The organism is Erythrobacter sp. QSSC1-22B (assembly GCF_001678665.1).
In the GTDB taxonomy this organism is placed as follows: Bacteria; Pseudomonadota; Alphaproteobacteria; order Sphingomonadales; family Sphingomonadaceae; genus Qipengyuania.
This window is the reverse complement of the sequence record NZ_LZRP01000001.1, coordinates 125,246-142,392: the sequence shown is the minus strand read 5'-3', so window position 1 is coordinate 142,392 and position 17,147 is coordinate 125,246. Positions and strand designations below refer to the sequence as shown.

The 17,147-nt window shown below is 63.3% G+C and carries 14 protein-coding genes; 9 read left to right on the top strand and 5 right to left on the bottom strand.

The window, feature by feature from the left end; all coding sequences use genetic code 11:
* Positions 1 to 3: 3 nt before the first annotated feature.
* On the bottom strand, positions 4 to 2,850 hold the full coding sequence (gene gyrA, locus A9995_RS00625) for a DNA gyrase subunit A (RefSeq protein ID WP_067607723.1): 2,847 nt from the start codon (positions 2,848 to 2,850) through the stop codon (positions 4 to 6).
* A gap of 304 nt (positions 2,851 to 3,154) precedes the next feature.
* Between gyrA and A9995_RS00620 the strand changes: the two genes are divergently transcribed.
* Positions 3,155 to 4,474, top strand: coding sequence for a hypothetical protein (locus A9995_RS00620; protein ID WP_145916753.1), 1,320 nt, complete (start codon positions 3,155 to 3,157; stop codon positions 4,472 to 4,474).
* Between the two features lie 104 nt (positions 4,475 to 4,578).
* Here A9995_RS00620 and A9995_RS00615 read toward each other — a convergent pair whose 3' ends face one another.
* Together A9995_RS00615 and A9995_RS00610 are read right to left on the bottom strand one after the other, a co-directional pair.
* Complete coding sequence (locus tag A9995_RS00615) at positions 4,579 to 5,289, bottom strand: NYN domain-containing protein (RefSeq protein ID WP_067607719.1); 711 nt, start codon at positions 5,287 to 5,289, stop codon at positions 4,579 to 4,581.
* 36 nt (positions 5,290 to 5,325) lie between these two features.
* Positions 5,326 to 5,964 (bottom strand): carbonic anhydrase, encoded by a 639-nt coding sequence (locus A9995_RS00610; protein WP_067607715.1) that lies wholly within the window; start codon positions 5,962 to 5,964, stop codon positions 5,326 to 5,328.
* A gap of 62 nt (positions 5,965 to 6,026) precedes the next feature.
* Between A9995_RS00610 and lipA the strand changes: the two genes are divergently transcribed.
* Together lipA and A9995_RS00600 are read left to right on the top strand one after the other, a co-directional pair.
* Positions 6,027 to 6,980, top strand: coding sequence for a lipoyl synthase (gene lipA, locus A9995_RS00605; RefSeq protein WP_067609389.1), 954 nt, complete (start codon positions 6,027 to 6,029; stop codon positions 6,978 to 6,980).
* The gene (locus A9995_RS00600) at positions 6,980 to 7,435 is read left to right on the top strand and encodes a type II toxin-antitoxin system RatA family toxin (RefSeq protein ID WP_067607712.1); all 456 of its coding nucleotides are present in this window, start codon (positions 6,980 to 6,982) and stop codon (positions 7,433 to 7,435) included. The genes lipA and A9995_RS00600 overlap by 1 nt, the downstream gene beginning before the upstream one ends.
* Here A9995_RS00600 and A9995_RS00595 read toward each other — a convergent pair.
* Positions 7,432 to 7,950 carry a CinA family protein gene (locus A9995_RS00595; RefSeq protein WP_369815786.1) on the bottom strand — a complete coding sequence of 173 codons (519 nt, stop codon included), beginning with the start codon at positions 7,948 to 7,950 and terminating at the stop codon, positions 7,432 to 7,434. The two genes, A9995_RS00600 and A9995_RS00595, sit on opposite strands and share 4 nt — an antisense overlap.
* A gap of 19 nt (positions 7,951 to 7,969) precedes the next feature.
* Entirely contained in the window at positions 7,970 to 9,118 is a 1,149-nt protein-coding gene (locus A9995_RS00590) for a bifunctional 2-C-methyl-D-erythritol 4-phosphate cytidylyltransferase/2-C-methyl-D-erythritol 2,4-cyclodiphosphate synthase (RefSeq protein ID WP_067607709.1), read from the bottom strand.
* A 78-nt stretch (positions 9,119 to 9,196) separates the two neighbouring features.
* On the opposite strand from A9995_RS00590, the gene dusB reads away from it, so the two are divergent.
* The 6 genes from dusB to hfq all read left to right on the top strand — a co-directional run bounded on the left by dusB (position 9,197) and on the right by hfq (position 17,142).
* A complete protein-coding gene (gene dusB, locus A9995_RS00585) occupies positions 9,197 to 10,216 on the top strand; it encodes a tRNA dihydrouridine synthase DusB (RefSeq protein ID WP_067607706.1) in 1,020 nt (339 codons plus the stop codon).
* On the top strand, positions 10,213 to 11,298 hold the full coding sequence (locus tag A9995_RS00580; protein WP_233998030.1) for a nitrogen regulation protein NR(II): 1,086 nt from the start codon (positions 10,213 to 10,215) through the stop codon (positions 11,296 to 11,298). Before dusB ends, A9995_RS00580 begins: the two co-directional genes overlap by 4 nt.
* Positions 11,295 to 12,704, top strand: a complete 1,410-nt coding sequence (gene ntrC, locus A9995_RS00575) for a nitrogen regulation protein NR(I) (RefSeq protein WP_067607703.1) — start codon at positions 11,295 to 11,297, stop codon at positions 12,702 to 12,704. Before A9995_RS00580 ends, ntrC begins: the two co-directional genes overlap by 4 nt.
* A 61-nt stretch (positions 12,705 to 12,765) precedes the next feature.
* Positions 12,766 to 15,009 carry an ATP-binding protein gene (locus A9995_RS00570; RefSeq protein ID WP_067607700.1) on the top strand — a complete coding sequence of 748 codons (2,244 nt, stop codon included), beginning with the start codon at positions 12,766 to 12,768 and terminating at the stop codon, positions 15,007 to 15,009.
* A gap of 9 nt (positions 15,010 to 15,018) precedes the next feature.
* Positions 15,019 to 16,404, top strand: a complete 1,386-nt coding sequence (locus tag A9995_RS00565; RefSeq protein ID WP_067607697.1) for a sigma-54 dependent transcriptional regulator — start codon at positions 15,019 to 15,021, stop codon at positions 16,402 to 16,404.
* Positions 16,405 to 16,572: 168 nt separating this feature from the next.
* Positions 16,573 to 17,142 (top strand): RNA chaperone Hfq, encoded by a 570-nt coding sequence (hfq, locus tag A9995_RS00560; RefSeq protein WP_082992390.1) that lies wholly within the window; start codon positions 16,573 to 16,575, stop codon positions 17,140 to 17,142.
* Positions 17,143 to 17,147: the final 5 nt, after the last annotated feature.

The following is a 17,147-nucleotide window of genomic DNA, read 5'->3' as shown; positions in this document are numbered from 1 at the left end:
GGATCAGCCGCCCGGTTCGCCCTCGATATTCTTGTCGGAATGCGCGGTCGTGTGCGGTTCGGTGACCTGCGCCTCGCGATCGGCGATTTCTTCCGCGATCGCTTCCTCGGCCGGGTTCTCTGGCTCTTCGGTCTCGTCGATCTGCGCCGCGCCGACGATATGCTCGCCCTTGGCGACATCGAAAATGCGGATCCCCGAGGATGTCCGGCCATAGACCGCGATGCCCTTGTGATCGTCGAAGCCGCCTTCGACCAGATGGCGGAAATCGATCGGCAGGCGGATTAGCTTGGCCTGATCGGTGACCAGCATCAATTGCGAGCCATGGCTCACCGGGAAGCTGGCGACCACCGGGCCGTTGCGATCGGGGTTGCTCGAAGGTTCGCCGATATTGGTGAGCCCCTGACCGCCCCGGCCGATGGTGCGGTATTCATACGCGGAGGAGATCTTGCCATAGCCATTTGCGGTGAGCGTGAGGATGAACTCCTCGCTTTCTGCCATCGCAGCGGCATCGCCCGCCGGCAGGGTGGCTTCGGTCTCGTTGTTTTTCCATGAGGCGGCGCGCAGATAGGCCTCGCGGGTTTCGGAATCGTAGCGATTGCCTTCGAGCACCGCCATCGAGACGACCTTGGCACCTTTACGCAACGTCATGCCGCGGACCCCGATTCCGGTACGGCTCTTGGTCTCGCGCGCATCGGAGGCGGCGAACCGGATCGCCTTGCCGGAGTTCGAGGCGAGGAAGACTTCCTGGCCTTCGGACAGCAATTTGACACCGATCAACCGGTCGCCGCTGCCATCGACGAAGCCCATGGCGTATTTGCCGTTGGAGGGGATATTCGTGAACGCATCCATCGAATTGCGCCGCACCATGCCCTGCTCGGTGGCGAACACGATGTTGAGCGCGCTCCATTCGCTCTCGTCCTCGGGGAGCGGGAGCACGTTGGTGACGCGTTCCTCGTCTCCCAGCGGCAGGAGATTGACCATCGGGCGACCCTTGGTCTGCGGCCCGCCCTCGGGCAGCTTCCACACCTTCAGGCGATAGACCCGGCCGGTATTGGTAAAGAAAAGCACGGGGTTGTGGGTCGAAGTTACGAACAGTTCGACAACCGCATCCTCGTCCTTGGTTGCCATGCCGGCACGGCCCTTGCCGCCGCGGGCCTGCGCGCGGAAGGTCGAAAGCGGGGTGCGCTTGATATAGCCGTCGTGGGTCACGGTCACGACCATCTCGTCGCGCTCGATCAGGTCCTCGTCTTCGAGACCGTCCCAGGCGGGGGCGATCTCGGTGACACGCGGAGTGGCGTAGAGATCGCGGACCTCCTGCAACTCGTCGCGCAGCACGCCGTAGAGCTTGACCCGGTCGGCAAGGATCGAGAGAAATTCCTCGATCGCATCGGCCAGCACTTTCAATTCGCCGCCGATCTCATCGCGCCCGAGCGCGGTCAGGCGGTGGAGCCGCAGGTCGAGGATCGCCTTCACCTGGCGTTCGGACAGCCGATAGGTGCCACCTGCCTGCTCGGCATCGGGTTCGATCGCCTCGATCAGGCGGATATATTGCGCGATATTGCCGATCGGCCATTCGCGCGTCAGCAGCTTGGCGCGCGCTTCGGCGGGCGTGGAAGCGCCGCGGATGATTGAGACTACTTCGTCGAGGTTTGACACCGCGACCACCAGCCCAAGCAACATATGCGCACGATCGCGCGCCTTGTTGAGCTCGAACTTGGTCCGGCGTGTGATGACCTCCTCGCGAAAGGTGATGAAGGCCTGGATGATGTCGCGCAGCGCCAGCGTTTCGGGGCGGCCGCCACGGATCGCGAGCATGTTGGCGGGGAAACTCGACTGTGCCGGGGTATAACGCCAGATCTGGTTGAGCACGACCTCGGGCGAGGCATCGCGCTTGAGATCGACGACCACGCGCATGCCCTCGCGCGAGCTTTCGTCGCGGATGTCGGAAATGCCCTCGATCCGCTTTTCCTTGGCGGCATCGGCGATCTTCTCGACCAGGCCGGACTTGCCGACCTGGAAGGGGATCGAAGTCAGGACGATCGACTGGCGGCCTTCGCTCTTGGCGCCGCGGGTCGCCTCGATCTCGTGGCGGGCGCGCATCAGGATCGAACCGCGTCCGGTGGTGTAGGCTGCCTTGGCGCCCGCATGACCAAGGATCAGCGGCGCGGTGGGGAAATCGGGCCCGGGAATGATCTCGAAGAGTTCTTCGGATGTGATCGCGGGGTTCTCGATGTAGGCGAAACAGCCGTCGATGACCTCGCCCAGATTGTGCGGCGGGATGTTTGTCGCCATGCCGACCGCGATACCGCCGGCACCATTGACCAGCAGATTGGGGAAGCGCGCCGGCAGTACCGTGGGTTCGCGGCGCGAGCCGTCGTAATTGTCAGCGAAATCGACCGTGTCCTTGTCGAGATCGTCGAGCAGCATGTTGGCGACGCGTGCCAGCCGCGCTTCGGTGTAGCGCATCGAGGCGGGCGGATCGGGATCCATCGAGCCGAAATTGCCCTGACCGTCGATCAGGGGGACGCGCAGCGACCAGTCCTGCGTCATCCGCGCCAGCGCTTCGTAGATCGCGGAATCGCCGTGCGGGTGATAATTGCCCATCACGTCGCCGACGATCTTGGCGCTCTTGCGATAGGGGCGTCCGGCGACGAAGCCGCCTTCCTGGCTGGCAAACAGAATCCGGCGGTGAACCGGCTTCAACCCGTCGCGGACATCGGGAAGCGCGCGCGCAACGATCACGCTCATCGCGTAATCGAGATAGCTCGCCTTCATCTCGTCGACGATGTCGATGCGGGTGTATCCGCCGCTTGCGGGAGCGGGTTCGAGAATGTCGGTATCGTCGCTCAAAAGGGGGTACTGCTTTTCGGTAGTTGAAAGGGCGTATAGCTGCCGTAAAGCCTAGGCGAGTTGCCCTGCAAAAGCCACCAATTGCGGGAACCGGGTGCCGATCTCGAGCGCTTTTTCCACATGTGGCTGGAAACGCGGGTTTGCCGCGCTTCTGAACGGCGAAAGCAGAGGGTATTCAATCGCTATTCAGCCCAGCTACCGTAACACGATTTGCAATCGGATAGCGGTCGGGGCATGTGCCCGTCGATCGTGATCCGGACGAGGGTGTAGTTAGCATCCTTTCTTATTCTTGGGAGTTAACCTTATGAAATTACGTTCCTCAACGAAACGAAGCTCGACCATGGCGTTGGCCTTCGCGCTTGTCGCCGGTACCGCATTTACCGGTGCGGTATTTGAAACTCCGGCTCACGCGCAGAAGAAGGAAGCGCCGGCCAAGGCCGATTACTCCAAGGGCTTCATCGCCGCCTACACGCCGGTTAACGAGAACGTTTCCGGCGAAGCGCCAGATTATGCCTCTGCTGCAGCGGCCGCCCCCGGTCTGGTCGCCGCGGTCGAAACCGCCGACGACCGCCATGCGGCGGGCAGCATCATCTACAGCGTCGGCACGAAATCGGACAATAACCAGTTGATGGTGCAGGGGCTCGAGTTGATGCTCGCGAGCGGCAAGGTCGCTCCCGAGCAGGTTGGCCAGTTCCACTGGACATCCTATCAGCTCAACCAGCGCCTAGGTAATACGGCTGCGGCGCGCCAGGGGCTGGAAGGCGCCATCGCGGTGAACTACACGCTCGACGCGCAGTTGACCGATGGCTCGACGCGAACGCTTGGTTCCGATGATATGCACCGCATGATCGCCGACCTCTATTTCGAGGCGGAAGATTACCCGACCGGCTTCGCCTATCTGGATGAGCAAATGTCCGCTCGCCAAGCGGCCGGCCAGCCGGTTCCGGAAGCTTGGGTGAAGCACGCTTTCGTGACGGCATATAACAATGAGATGCCCGAGCGGGCGCGCGAATACTCGCTGCTTTATGTCGAAGAATATCCGACCAAGACCACCTGGGGCGATGCGATCGCGGTTGCGCTCAACAGCACCAGATATGAATATCCGGAAATTCTCGACATCCTGCGCCTATCGCGCCGGACCGATACCTTCCGCGATGCGAGCATGTACACCGAATACATCGAGGCCGCCGACCCGCGCAAGTTCCCGGGTGAAGTCCTGGCGGTAATCGATGAAGGGTTTGCCTCGGGTATGCTCGATCGCACCGATCCCTATGTGACGGAATCGCGCGCCGAGGCCGAACGTCGGATCCAGGCCGACAAGAGCGATCTGCCTGAACTTTTGGCCGACGCCCGTGCCGGGAACGCCAATCTGCTGACCGTCATGGCTGCGGGCGATACCTTCCTTAGCTACGATCGGGCCGCGGAAGCCGAGGAGTTTTACACCAAGGCGCTGACTATGTCGGGTGTGAACACTCCGCTCGTGCTTACGCGGATGGGCATTGCCCAGCTCGACCAAGGCAAGCACGCCGAGGCCGAAGCGACATTCAAAAAGGTCGAAGGTGCGCGCGCACCGATCGCCAATCTTTGGGCGGTCTATACCACCCAGCAGAATGCCGGAGGCTGATCACTCGGTCAGGAAGTGGATTGAGCTAGGGCGCGAGACTTGGTCTCGCGCCCTTTTTTCTCGCGCACCTTAGGCGTCGATCCGTGCCGGTATCAGCGCCGGTATCAGCGTAGCCGCTTGACGTACGCTTGCCCCGAATCGCGCCGCTCGACAGAGAAATTCGGGATCGATTCGATCAGATCGATTAAGCGCGCGAAACCGTAATTGCGCGTGTCGAAGCTTGAGCGATTGCCCGCGAGTTGCCCCACTTCCGACAGCTTGGCGTAGCCCTTGTCGTCGCGGCGGCTGGCGTTGTAGGCATCCACGAGCAGGTGGAGCATTTCCTCGTCGATCTTATCTGTCGCCGCGGGTCTGCGCTCTTCCTGCTTCTCCGCCTTCACCAGCGCGTTGACGTCGATGAATCGTGTGCAGGCTTCGCGAAACGCCTCGGGGGTCTTGGCGCCGCCGAAGCCGTAGACCGGATGGCCGTCCTGGCGGATCCGCATCGCCAGCGGCATGAAATCGCTGTCGCTCGACATGATTCCGAAGCCGTGGACGCGACCGCGATAGAGCAGATCCATCGCATCGATCGTCATCTTCATGTCGGTGGCGTTCTTGCCTTTGGTGATGTCGAACTGCTGCTGCGGTTCGATTCCGTAGCGATGCATCCGGTCGATCCAGCCCTTCAGGCTGGTCTTGCGCCAATTCCCGTAGGCGCGGCGGATGTTCACCTGCCCCAGTTCGGCGAGCACGGTGAGAACCGGATCGATGCCCGATGGGCTCGCGTTGTCGGCATCGATCAGCAGGGCGATGTTGAGTTGGTCAGTGGTAGACATGGCGTGCCAATGCCGCGCAGCCGTTGGTCGCGCAAGTCAGTCGGCGGGGGAAAATTCGCCGCGCGTTTCGTCGAGCTGATGCAGTACGCCGTCCGAGATGGCGAAGAACGCCCCGTGAAGCGCAAGTGAGCCGTCGGCCTCCTTCTCTTGCACGCAAGGGAAAGTACGCAAATTCTCGAGGCTCTTCTTGACGGCTGCCAATTCCATCGCGCGTTCGGCCTTGCGTCCGGTGGTGCCGAATTCGCGTGCGATCGGTTCGCGGACATCGTCGAGCATGGCAATCCATTGCGCCACGAAACCGCCCCTGCCGAGCGCCTTGCCATGCATGCTCTGCGTCAACGCCGCCTGGCATCCGCCGCACAGCCCATGGCCCATCACCACGATATGCCGGACCTCGAGGAACTGGACCGCGAATTCGAGCGCGGCGGAAACGCCATGCTGGCCGGGGCTGGTCTCGAAGGGCGGGACCATCGCCGCGACGTTGCGGACCACGAAGATCTCGCCTGGATCGACATCGAAGATCTGCGCCGGGTCGACCCGGCTGTCGGAACAGGCGATGACCATCACCTTGGGCTCCTGCCCTTCGCGCAGTTGCTCCCACCGGGCGTGCTGGGTTTCCCAGGTGCCGCTGCGGAAGCGCTGGTAGCCCGCGATCAATTCGTCATAGCTCTTCATGGGCAATGCTCCTGCCGCGCGGCATTGCCTATGGCAAGCGCCATCCCTAGATGGACCACAGCATGAACGATCTCTCCACCGCACCGAAGCCCGAGGGCGAGCGCCCGGCCCGTCAACGCAAGCCCGACTGGATCAGGGTGAAAGCCCCGACCGGCAAGGGCTATCACGAGACCCGCCAGCTGATGCGCGGGCTCGATCTCACCACCGTGTGCGAGGAAGCCGCCTGTCCCAACATCGGCGAGTGCTGGGAGAAGAAGCACGCCACGATGATGATCCTGGGCGATGTCTGCACCCGCGCCTGCGCCTTCTGTAACGTCAAGACCGGGATGCCGCGGATCGTCGATCCGCTCGAGCCCGAGCATGTCGCCACAGCCGCAGCGACGATGGGGCTGCAGCATATCGTCATCACCAGCGTCGATCGCGACGATCTGCCCGATGGCGGGGCGGGGCAGTTCGTCAAGGTGATCCAGGCGCTGCGACGCAACACGCCCAACACCACGATCGAGATCCTGACTCCGGACTTTCGCGGCAAGATGCGCGCCGCGGTCGAGGCGATCTGCGAGGCGGGCCCCGACGTCTACAACCACAATCTCGAGACCGTACCGCGGCTCTATCCGACGATCCGCCCGGGTGCGCGCTATTACGCCTCGCTGCGGCTGCTGGAAGAGGTGAAAAGCCACGACCCGCTGATTTTCACGAAATCAGGCATCATGCTGGGGCTGGGCGAGCAGCGGCTCGAAGTGCACCAGGTGATGGACGACATGCGGTGCGCCGATGTCGATTTCATGACCATGGGGCAGTATCTCCAGCCCACGCCCAAGCACGCGAATGTCGAGGAGTTCGTCACTCCCAAGGCCTTCACGGCCTATGGCTCGATCGCCCGCGCCAAGGGCTTCCTGCAGGTCGCCTCGAGCCCGCTGACCCGCTCCAGCTATCACGCCGGCGACGATTTCGCCGAAATGAGGGCGGCCCGCGAAGCCAGGCTGGCCAAGGAGCGCGCCAGGGTCGGCGCCTGATGCCGGGCAGTCGCGAAACCCGCCGGCTTCCCTACAGCTGCGAGCAAATGTTCGATCTGGTCGCCGATGTCGCGCGCTATGACGAATTCCTGCCATGGGTCGTGGCGACGCGGGTGCGGTCCGACAGCGAGACCGAGATGGTCGCCGACATGCTCGTCGGCTTCAAGGCGATCCGCGAGAAGTTCACGTCGCGCGTGGACAAATTGCGACCCGACCGGCTCGAGGTCCATTACCTCGATGGGCCCTTGCGCGATCTCGACAACAGCTGGGTTTTTCGACCTACCGAGAATGGGGGCTGCGAAATCGACTTCGCTGTGGAATTCACCTTTCGCAATGCAGTGTTCGAAGCGATTGCGGGGCAATATTTCGACCGCGCCTTCCGGAAGATGGTCGAGGCCTTCGAGCGACGGGCGGACGACCTCTACGGTCGCGAAGCCGCACCGGGCAATGGCTAGGGCAGCAGAAGTTCCAGCGCGCAGGCCGTCGCTTCCTGGCGGATTGCCGCGCGGCCGGGTCCTTCGAACAGTCTGAGTTCGCCTTCGGGATCCTTCTGCGAATCGCGGGTGACCCGGGCAAAGACGACCGTGCCGACTGGCTTGTGCGGCGAACCGCCGCCAGGGCCTGCAACGCCGCTGATGGCTACCGCAACATCGGCGCTGCTGCGCTCGAGCGCACCCTTGGCCATCGCCCAGACGCATGCCACCGAGACGGCTCCAAAAGTCTCGATGATATCGCTCGGCACCCCGAGCATTTCCATCTTGGCCTCGTTGGAATAAGTGACGAAACCGCGGTCGAGCACGGCAGATGAACCGGCGATTTCGGTAAGGGCCGCGGCGACCAGCCCACCAGTACAGCTTTCGGCCACGACCACCTTGCGCCCCGCTGCGGCATTTTCCTCGACCACTCTCTGTGCCAGCCGGACGATGGGTTCGGGGAGCAGGCCCTCGGTCACGTGGTTGTCGGGGTGCATTGCATTTGGACGAGCCTCGTCATTCGCGGATCAGGGTCGCGATGGCCTGAGCGGCAATCCCTTCGCCGCGTCCGGCAAACCCCAGTCTCTCGGTGGTGGTGGCCTTCACCGATACAAGACCGATGTCAACACCGAGCAATTCGGCGATCCGCGCCTGCATGGCAGCCCGGTGCGGGCCGATTTTCGGCGCTTCGCAGATCAGGGTGAGATCGACATTGCCGATGCCATAGCCGGCCTCGTGGGCCAGGCCGACGGCGTGAACGAGGAAACGGTCGCTGCTGGCGCCTTTCCATTGCGGGTCGGACGGCGGGAAATGGCTGCCGATATCGCCGGCCCCGATCGCGCCCAGAATGGCGTCAACGAGCGCGTGCAGGCCGACATCGGCGTCGCTGTGTCCGGCAAGCCCCTTGTCGTGTTCGATCCGGATCCCGCCGAGCCAGAGCTCCTCGCCCGCGGCGAGCTGGTGGACATCGAGGCCCATTCCGGTGCGGATGGCTGGCAGGTCGGTCATGAAATCCTCAGCATAGGTGAGCTTGGCCAGCTTTTCGTCGCCCGCCACGAGCACGACCTCGCCGCCAGCGGCCCGCAGGACCTGCGCATCGTCACCGGCGAAATGGTCCGCATTCCATTGGCGGTGGGCGGCAAGGATATCGGCAAAGCGGAACGCCTGCGGTGTCTGGACGCGTCGGAGGCTTTCGCGGTCCGCTGCTCCGGCCATCAAGCCGTCCGCGTCGAGCGCGAGGCTGTCGATCACCGGCAGTACTGGAATTGCCCCCGGATAGCCGGCGAGTGCCGCCAGCAGTCGCGCAATGATTGTCCGGGGCAGGACCGGACGCGCTGCATCGTGAATAAGCACATTCTCGCAGGAGGTTGCGGACAGTTTCTCGAGTGCGTTGGCAACCGAGGTCTGCCGTTCTTCCCCGCCCGAGACCAGTTCGATACCGGTCAGTCCCTCCAGTGCGGCGCGGGCAGCCTCGTCGCCGTCCGGAGGAATGGCAACGATCACTCTCGTCGCCCCCGCTTCGAGCAGCGCCTCGACCGAATGGCGCACGACCGGCTTCCCGCGCCAGTGGGCGAATTGCTTGGGTACCGCCTGTCCAGCGCGCAATCCCTTGCCGGCTGCCACGACAATGGCTGCAAAGGGGGGAAGGGGGGCGGGATCTGGCATGGTCGCCCACGGCTAGCGGCTTGCCGATTTCGCTGCAATGCACTATGTCTGCCCAAGAATTAGGCAGATATCACCATCATGAGCGCGCATCCCCTCCCTCCGGTCCCGCCGAAGCCGATCCAGATCGGCTCCGTGACCATCGATACGCCGGTCGTGCTGGCGCCGATGACCGGCGTCACCGACTTGCCGTTCCGCAAGCTCGTGCGCCGTTATGGCTCGGGGCTCAACGTCACCGAAATGATCGCCAGCCAGGCCGCGATCCGCGAGACGCGTCAGAGCATCCAGAAGGCCGCCTGGGACCCGATCGAGGAGCCGGTCTCGATGCAACTCGTCGGCTGCGACCCGGTTTCGATGGGCGAGGCTGCGCGTCTCAACGCCGACCGGGGCGCCGACATCATCGACATCAATTTCGGCTGCCCGGTGCGCAAGGTGGTCAACGGGCTCGCCGGATCGGCGCTGATGCGCGAAATCCCCTTGGCGACCCGGCTGATGGAAGCGACCGTCAAGGCGGTCGATGTGCCCGTCACCGTCAAGATGCGGATGGGCTGGGATCACGACAGCCTCAACGCCCCCGAACTGGCGCGGATTGCCGAGGACATCGGGGTCAAGATGATCACCGTCCACGGCCGCACCCGCAACCAGATGTACAAGGGCAGCGCCGACTGGTCGTTCATCCGCAAGGTCAAGGAAGCCGTCTCGATACCGGTTATCGTCAATGGCGACATCTGCACGATCGCCGACACCGCCATGGCGCTCGAACAGTCCGGGGCCGACGGGGTGATGATCGGGCGCGGTGCCTACGGACGGCCGTGGCTGCTGGCGCAGGTGATGCACTGGTGGCGCAGCGGCGAAGAGCTGGCGAGCCCCGGTTTCGACGAGCAATATTCGGTTTTGGTGGAGCACTACCGCGCCATGCTGGACCATTATGGTGAGGACGTCGGCGTGAAATTCGCGCGCAAGCATCTGGGCTGGTACACCAAGGGGATGCACGGCTCGGCAGAGTTCCGCAATCGCGCCAACTTTATCGACGATCCGGTTGTAGTGCTTGCAGAAATAGAGCGCTTCTACGAGCCTTTCCTGCAGCGGCGCGCCGCGTGAAGGACATTGTCGAGGCGCCCGGTGCGCGCATGCAAATCGCCTCGATCGTCTTCGCCGTCATCCTGCTCGATCCTGCGGGCACCATCCGTGAGGCCAATCCTGCGGCCGAGGAAATGCTCGGCAGCAGCGCAGTGCGATTGTTCGGCCGCTCCTTTTTCGAAATCGTTGCCATTGGCGATCGCCGCGTGGCCGATGCCTTGCGGGATACGGACGGTCAGATGGTCGCCCGCGGCCTTGCGATCGAGATCGGCCGGCGCGAGAGAAAAATCAATCTCACCTGCTCACCGATTGCCGGCGATCCCGGCTGGCGGATCGTGACGCTCTCGGACGCGGGCCAGGAGGATGAAGATCGCGATGCCGAGCGGATCGAGTTGCGTGCTCCGACGGTGCTGGCTCACGAGATCAAGAACCCGCTCGCGGCCATTCGCGGGGCGAGCCAATTGCTCGACCGCCGGGCTACGGAGAAGGACAAGGCGCTGACGCAATTGATTGCGACCGAGGTGGACCGGATCGCGCAGCTGGTCGACCGGATGCAGCAGCTCGGCAGCGCGGCGACGATCGTCTCCGTGCCCTGCAATCTGCACGAAGCGGTCCGCAATGCGATCGCCACCGTTCGCACCTCGCGCGGGCCCGGGGTCGAAACGAAGGAGGAGTTCGACCCGTCGCTGCCGCTGGTCCTCGCCGATCGCGGTGCGCTCGAACAAATCCTGATCAATCTGATCGCCAACGCGAGCGATGCAAGCGAAGCGGTTGCCAACGCCCAGGTTACGGTGCGCACCCGCTTCACTGGCGGATTGGTCTTCAACGCGATCCGGCTGGGCAAGGCCACCCGCCTGCCGATCGAGGTCAGCGTGAGCGACAACGGCCCCGGGATCGATCCGGCGTTGCGCGACCATGTGTTCGAACCCTTCGTTTCGAGCAAGCCGCAGGGGCAGGGGCTGGGGCTTGCGCTGGTTCGCAAGCTGGTCCGCGACATGGGCGGGCGAATTGCGCACGAACGCGATGAACGCGCCGGTCTGACCCATTTTCGCATCAATTTGCCGATGGCGCAGTCGCTGGCGCAGAAGGGGGAGGGTAAGTGACCCGGAGCGTGTTGATCGTCGAGGACGATCCCGCCATCGCCGCCGTCATTGCGGAGGCGCTCGGCGACGAGGGTTATGACGTCACCCTATGCAGCCGCATAGACCGGCGCGACGAGCTGCTGGCGGAGCGCCGCTTCGACGTCATGCTCACCGACGTCATCCTGGAGGATGGCGATGGGCTCGCGAGCATCGCCGCGGTCCATTCCGCCGCACCGGAAATGCCCGTCATCGTTTTGAGCGCGCAGAACACGCTCGATACTGCGGTCCGCTCGAGCGACAGCCGGGCGTTCGAATATTTTCCCAAACCCTTCGACCTCGACGAATTGACCAAGGCGGTCGAACAGGCGGCCGCTCGGCGCCCGTCGGTGGGTCCGCAGTCCGATCCGGCCGAGGACATGCCCTTCATCGGTCGCAGCCAGGCCATGCAGGGGGTCTACCGGATGATCAGCCGGGTGTTGCGCAACGATCTTACCGTGCTGGTTACCGGCGAGTCGGGCACTGGCAAGGAACTGGTCGCCGAAGCGGTTCACGAACTCGGCGCGCGCAAGACCGGACCATTCGTTGCCGTCAATGCGGCGGCGATCCCGCACGATCTGATCGAAAGCGAGCTGTTCGGTCACGAAAAAGGCGCATTCACCGGTGCGATAAACCAGGCAATCGGCAAGTTCGAACAGGCCAACGGGGGGACGCTGTTCCTCGACGAAATCGGCGACATGCCCGCGCAAGCGCAGACGCGTCTGCTGCGCGCATTGCAGTCGGGGCGTATCCGCCGGGTCGGCGGTCGGCACGACATTGCGGTCGATGTGCGGATCATTGCCGCCACCAATCGTGATCTTGCCCCCATGATTGCCGAGGGCACCTTTCGCGAGGATCTCTATTATCGTCTGAACGTGGTTCCGATCCACATGCCGCCACTGCGCGAGCGGCGTGAGGACATTGCCGCGCTGGCGCGGCACTTCCTGGCGCTGGCCGAACGCGAGGGGTTGCCGCGGCGGTCGATCGCCGAGGAAGCCGTCGCGGCGTTGGCCGAGCGCGAATGGCCGGGCAATGTCCGCGAATTGCGCAATGTCGTTTTTCGGCTGGCGCTGATCGCGCGCAATGAGTCGATCGACCGCGCGATCGTGGACGAAAACCTGCCGGGGGTCCGCATCGAGAGCGAAGCCGCTCAGGATGGTGGCTTCACGAGCGCGCTGGCTTCATGGCTGGCGGGGCGGTCGGTACCCTCGGGAACGCTGTATCACGCGGCGCTCACCGAGTTCGAGAAGCCGCTGATCGAGCACGCGCTGCGCGAAACCGAAGGCAATCAGGTTCGGGCGGCACAGCTGTTGGGGATCAACCGCAACACCTTGCGAAAGAAAATCGGCGAGCTGGGAATCGAGCCGGAGCGCTACACCCGTCGCCGCTGACGCGCGGACTGCCGATTAATAGCTTGCATAATGGCCACAGTGTCGTTGTAACCCGGCAACGATGGCCACCCAGGCGCACTCTCCTCTTCGACAGACCCCGCGTTGGTTGCGCCGCTTCGTGGTGACATCGCGTCGCTCGAACCTGTTCGCGTGGCTCGAGATCGCCTCGGCGCTGGCGGTAGTGGCAATGGTCGTGAGCGGTTACCTCGCCTTCACCAATGCACCACCCGATGGCCAACTGCTGCCTTCCCAGCAGGTTGCCGGCCTGCTGATCGGGACGCTGGTGCCCGCAATGGCGCTACTCGTATTGCTGGGGCGGCGCATGGCATTGCGTCGCGCGGCGGGCAGCACCGCGCGGCTGCATGTCCGACTGGTGTTTTTCTTCTCGCTGATAGCAGCAGTCCCGACGCTTCTGGTGGCTGGCTTTGCAGCCTTCCTGTTCCAGTCGGGTGTGGATTTCTGGTTCTCGGACAGTTCGCGCGGGCTCATGGAGAACACCAACAGCCTCGCGCAGAACTATTACGAGGAGAACCAGCTCGACCTGTCCCAAGAGACGGTTTCGATGGCGATGGATATGCGCAGCATCCTGGGAAGCGTCGCTGTCACCGATCCCAATTTTGCGCTGGTATACGAATATCAGGCGCAGCCGCGCGACGTCAACGAGAGCGCCATCCTTCAGGCGATGCCCGACGGAAGCATGCGCACCGCCGTCGTTTACGGCCTGAGTGAAGGCAGCGATCCCGTGGCTTTCGCCGAACGCAGCTCCGAACCGCTGCAGGCGGGCGAGCCAGTGGTTGTGCAGGGATCGGAAGAACGGATCGAGGCGCTGGCGCCGATCGATCGCGACGCCGGCATATATCTCTACAACGCGCGCAATTCCGAAGGCGACAGCTTCAGGAGCTGGGAAAGCGCGCGTTCGATCACTCAGGCCTATGACGAGCTTACCCAGCGCGCCCGTGCCTTGCAGCTCCGTTTCAATCTGGCGCTGTTCTTTGTCAGTCTCGGTCTGGTCGGGTTGGCGGTGTGGTTCGCCCTGCGGTTGGCCGATCGTCAGGTCGAGCCGCTTACCGATCTCGTCGCCGCCGCGCGCGAAGTGGGCGGGGGGAATTTCGCGCTACGTGTCGAGGGGCGGACCGGCGGCGACGAAATCGGCCTGCTCAACCGCGCATTTAACCGGATGACTGCGCAGCTCGAGCGCCAGACCGATGCGCTCGTCACCGCCAATCGCCAGATCGAGGAACGCCGCAGCTTCATCGAGGCGGTGCTCGAATCGGTCAGCGCAGGTGTCATGTCGATCGACCGCGATGGGCACATCATGCTGATGAATGGCCCGGCGCAGGCCCTGCTGGGCGACGAAAATCGCGACAGCGAAGGCGCCATCCGCAACATCTACGATCTTGCGCCGCAGATTGCGGTGATGGTCGAGGCAGGGCTGGAAAAAGGGATCGTCAGCTATTCCAAGGGTTCGGACCTGCTGACTCTTGCAGTCAAGATCGGTCCCGAGCGGGATGGCCATGTGATCACCTTCGAGGACATCACCCGCCAGCTTCTCGATCAGAGGCAGGCCGCCTGGTCGGATGTCGCGCGACGTATTGCGCATGAGATCAAGAACCCGCTCACCCCGATCCAGCTCGCCACCGAACGGTTGAAGCGGCGCTATCGCAAGCAGATCCTCCAGGATGGCGAACTGTTCGACGATCTGACCAACACCATCATTCGCCAGGTGGGCGATTTGCGCAAGATGGTCGACGAATTCTCGTCCTTCGCGAGACTGCCCAAGCCCGTGTTCCGCTCCGAGGACGCGCTCGACCTGTTACGTCAATCGCTGTTTTTGCAGGAAGTCGGGCATCCCGAGGTCGATTACAGTCTGACGGGCGAAACCGACGGGCCGATCACCATTCAATGTGATCGGCATCAGTTCGGTCAGGCGCTGATCAACGTGCTCAAGAACGCCGGCGAGGCGGTCGAGGCCCAGGCCGCCCAGGCGCCCGTCGATTATCGTGGCAAGATCGAGGTCGTCGTCGAAGCGGACGAATCCGCGCTGACCGTCACCGTCGAGGACAATGGCGTCGGCCTGCCCAAGGATCGCGAACGTATTCTCGAGCCGTATGTCACCACGCGGGACAAGGGCACCGGGCTGGGGCTGGCCATCGTCAACAAGATCGTCGAGGAGCATGGGGGAGAAATGGGTTTCTCGGCCCGCGAAGGTGGGGGCACCTGTGTGAGGATGCGCTTCGCGCGCGATCCAACCGCGAGACCAACGGGAAACGGCCCGCGTTCGAACACCACCCAACCGCATGAATGAGGTAGCTTAATGGCTCTGGATATCCTGATCGTGGACGACGAGCGCGACATTCGCGATCTCGTCGCTGGCGTGTTGAGCGACGAAGGCTATGAATGTCGCACCGCCGGCGACAGCACCTCCGCGCTCGCCGCAATCGACGAGAAGCGCCCCAGCGTGGTGCTGCTCGACGTCTGGCTCCACGGCAGCCCGATGGATGGGCTCGAGGTCCTCGACGAGATCAAGATCCGCGAGCCGCAACTGCCGGTGATCATCTTCTCCGGTCACGGCAATATCGATACCGCGGTCGCGGCGGTCAGCCGCGGAGCGCTCGATTTCATCGAGAAGCCCTTCGAGGCGGAGCGCCTGCTCCTGTTGGTGGAACGTGCCACCGAAACAGAACGGTTGCGGCGCGAGAACACACGGCTGAAGAGCTATCTGGGAACCGACGATGAGTTCACGGGCAATTCGGTGGCCATCACTCAGGTACGCGCAACTCTGAAAAGGGTGGCGGGCACTGGTAGCCGGGTGCTGATCTATGGCCCGGCCGGTGCGGGCAAGGAGGTCGCAGCGCGGCTACTCCACAGCTGGAGCCCGCGCGCGGATCACGCCTTTGTCTCGGTCAACTCGGCGCGGATCACGCCCGAACGCTTCGAGCACGAATTGTTCGGCGAGGAGCAGGACGGCAAGCTGGTCCGCGCCGGGCTGCTCGAAATGGCCGATGGTGGCACGCTCTATCTGGACGAGGTGGCAGACATGCCACTTTCGACTCAGGCGCGTATCCTGCGCGTTCTGACCGAGCAGAGCTTTGTCAGGGTCGGCGGCTCGCGCCAGATCGGGGTCGATGTCCGCGTCGTTTCGTCGACCGCGCGCGATCTGCAGCGCGAAATGGAAGAAAAGCGTTTCCGCGAGGACCTGTTCTATCGTCTCAATGTGGTTCCCGTGGAGGTGCCCTCGCTGTCCGAACGGCGCGACGACATCCCCGTGCTGGCCGAGCATTTCTTTGCTCGTTATGCTGCCGAACAGGGTCTCTCGCCGCCGCAGGTGACCGATGAGGCGATGGCGGCGCTGCAGGCCTACGACTGGCCGGGCAATGTCCGCCAGCTGCGTAATGTCGTCGAGCGGACGATTATCCTTACGCCGCGCGATGAGCTCGAAAGAGTCGAGCCGGCAATGCTCTCGGGCGAAGTCACCGAAGGCAAGATCGGCGGCGGCCAGGCGATGGCGGCGATGATGGGTGCGCCCTTGCGCGAGGCGCGCGAGAACTTCGAACGCGAATATCTTGCAGTCCAGATCCGCCGCTTTTCCGGCAATATCTCCAAGACCGCGAACTTTATCGGGATGGAGCGGTCGGCGTTGCATCGCAAGCTCAAGATGCTGGGGATGACCGATCGCAAGGGTGGGGAGGGCTCATCCTGATCGCCGCGGTAGAATAGCCGCGGAACGCGCAGGCGACAAAAGCATTTGTCTTTTGGGCGGCAAGACCCACATTTGCGCATAATTCACGGGTTGCACATTCGGTTTCGACCGGATGCGCGCCCAGATTGCGGATCGCGCACAGCGACCGCCAACAACAGGAGGCAGATTATGTCCGAGAAGACCCTATCCCCGCGCCCGCGTGCGCCGAAAGCCCCGCCAAAAGCCCCGGACGCGGAAAAGCCCGCCCCGAAAGTCCCGACCGGCAAGCCTCAGAACCTGCAGGACGGATTTCTAAATCTGCTCCGCAAGAACAAGATGCCGGTAACAATGTTCCTCGTCAAAGGTGTGAAGCTTCAGGGCATAATCACCTGGTTCGACAATTTCTCGATCCTGCTGCGCCGCGACGGCCAGGCGCAGCTGGTCTACAAGCACGCCATTTCCACCATCATGCCGGGCACTGCACTCGATGCCGACCAGTTCGCCAGGCAAGGATCGGGGGCGAAGCAACGCCTGCTGCAGGATGTCTTTCTCAGCCGGGTGAGCGAGGCCGAAGCCCAGGTGACGATGTTCCTCGTGAACGGGGTCATGCTCCAGGGTCGCATCGCGGCATACGACCTGTTCTGCATGCTGCTCGAACGCGAAGGCTATGTACAACTGGCCTACAAACACGCCGTTTCGACGATCCAGCCCGCCACCGCGGTCGATCTGTCGGACGATTGGGAAGGTGAAGAAAACTGAGCTTC

Bases quoted from the DNA above. Each gene is read 5' to 3' on its own strand.
- A9995_RS00600 (WP_067607712.1), top strand. From the start codon at position 6,980: ATGCCGGGCAGTCGCGAAACCCGCCGGCTTCCCTACAGCTGCGAGCAA.
- lipA (WP_067609389.1), top strand. From the start codon at position 6,027: ATGAACGATCTCTCCACCGCACCGAAGCCCGAGGGCGAGCGCCCGGCC.
- A9995_RS00570 (WP_067607700.1), top strand. From the start codon at position 12,766: ATGGCCACCCAGGCGCACTCTCCTCTTCGACAGACCCCGCGTTGGTTG.
- A9995_RS00590 (WP_067607709.1), bottom strand. From the start codon at position 9,118: ATGCCAGATCCCGCCCCCCTTCCCCCCTTTGCAGCCATTGTCGTGGCA.
- A9995_RS00565 (WP_067607697.1), top strand. From the start codon at position 15,019: ATGGCTCTGGATATCCTGATCGTGGACGACGAGCGCGACATTCGCGAT.
- A9995_RS00615 (WP_067607719.1), bottom strand. From the start codon at position 5,289: ATGTCTACCACTGACCAACTCAACATCGCCCTGCTGATCGATGCCGAC.
- dusB (WP_067607706.1), top strand. From the start codon at position 9,197: ATGAGCGCGCATCCCCTCCCTCCGGTCCCGCCGAAGCCGATCCAGATC.
- hfq (WP_082992390.1), top strand. From the start codon at position 16,573: ATGTCCGAGAAGACCCTATCCCCGCGCCCGCGTGCGCCGAAAGCCCCG.
- A9995_RS00620 (WP_145916753.1), top strand. From the start codon at position 3,155: ATGAAATTACGTTCCTCAACGAAACGAAGCTCGACCATGGCGTTGGCC.
- A9995_RS00595 (WP_369815786.1), bottom strand. From the start codon at position 7,950: ATGCACCCCGACAACCACGTGACCGAGGGCCTGCTCCCCGAACCCATC.
- A9995_RS00610 (WP_067607715.1), bottom strand. From the start codon at position 5,964: ATGAAGAGCTATGACGAATTGATCGCGGGCTACCAGCGCTTCCGCAGC.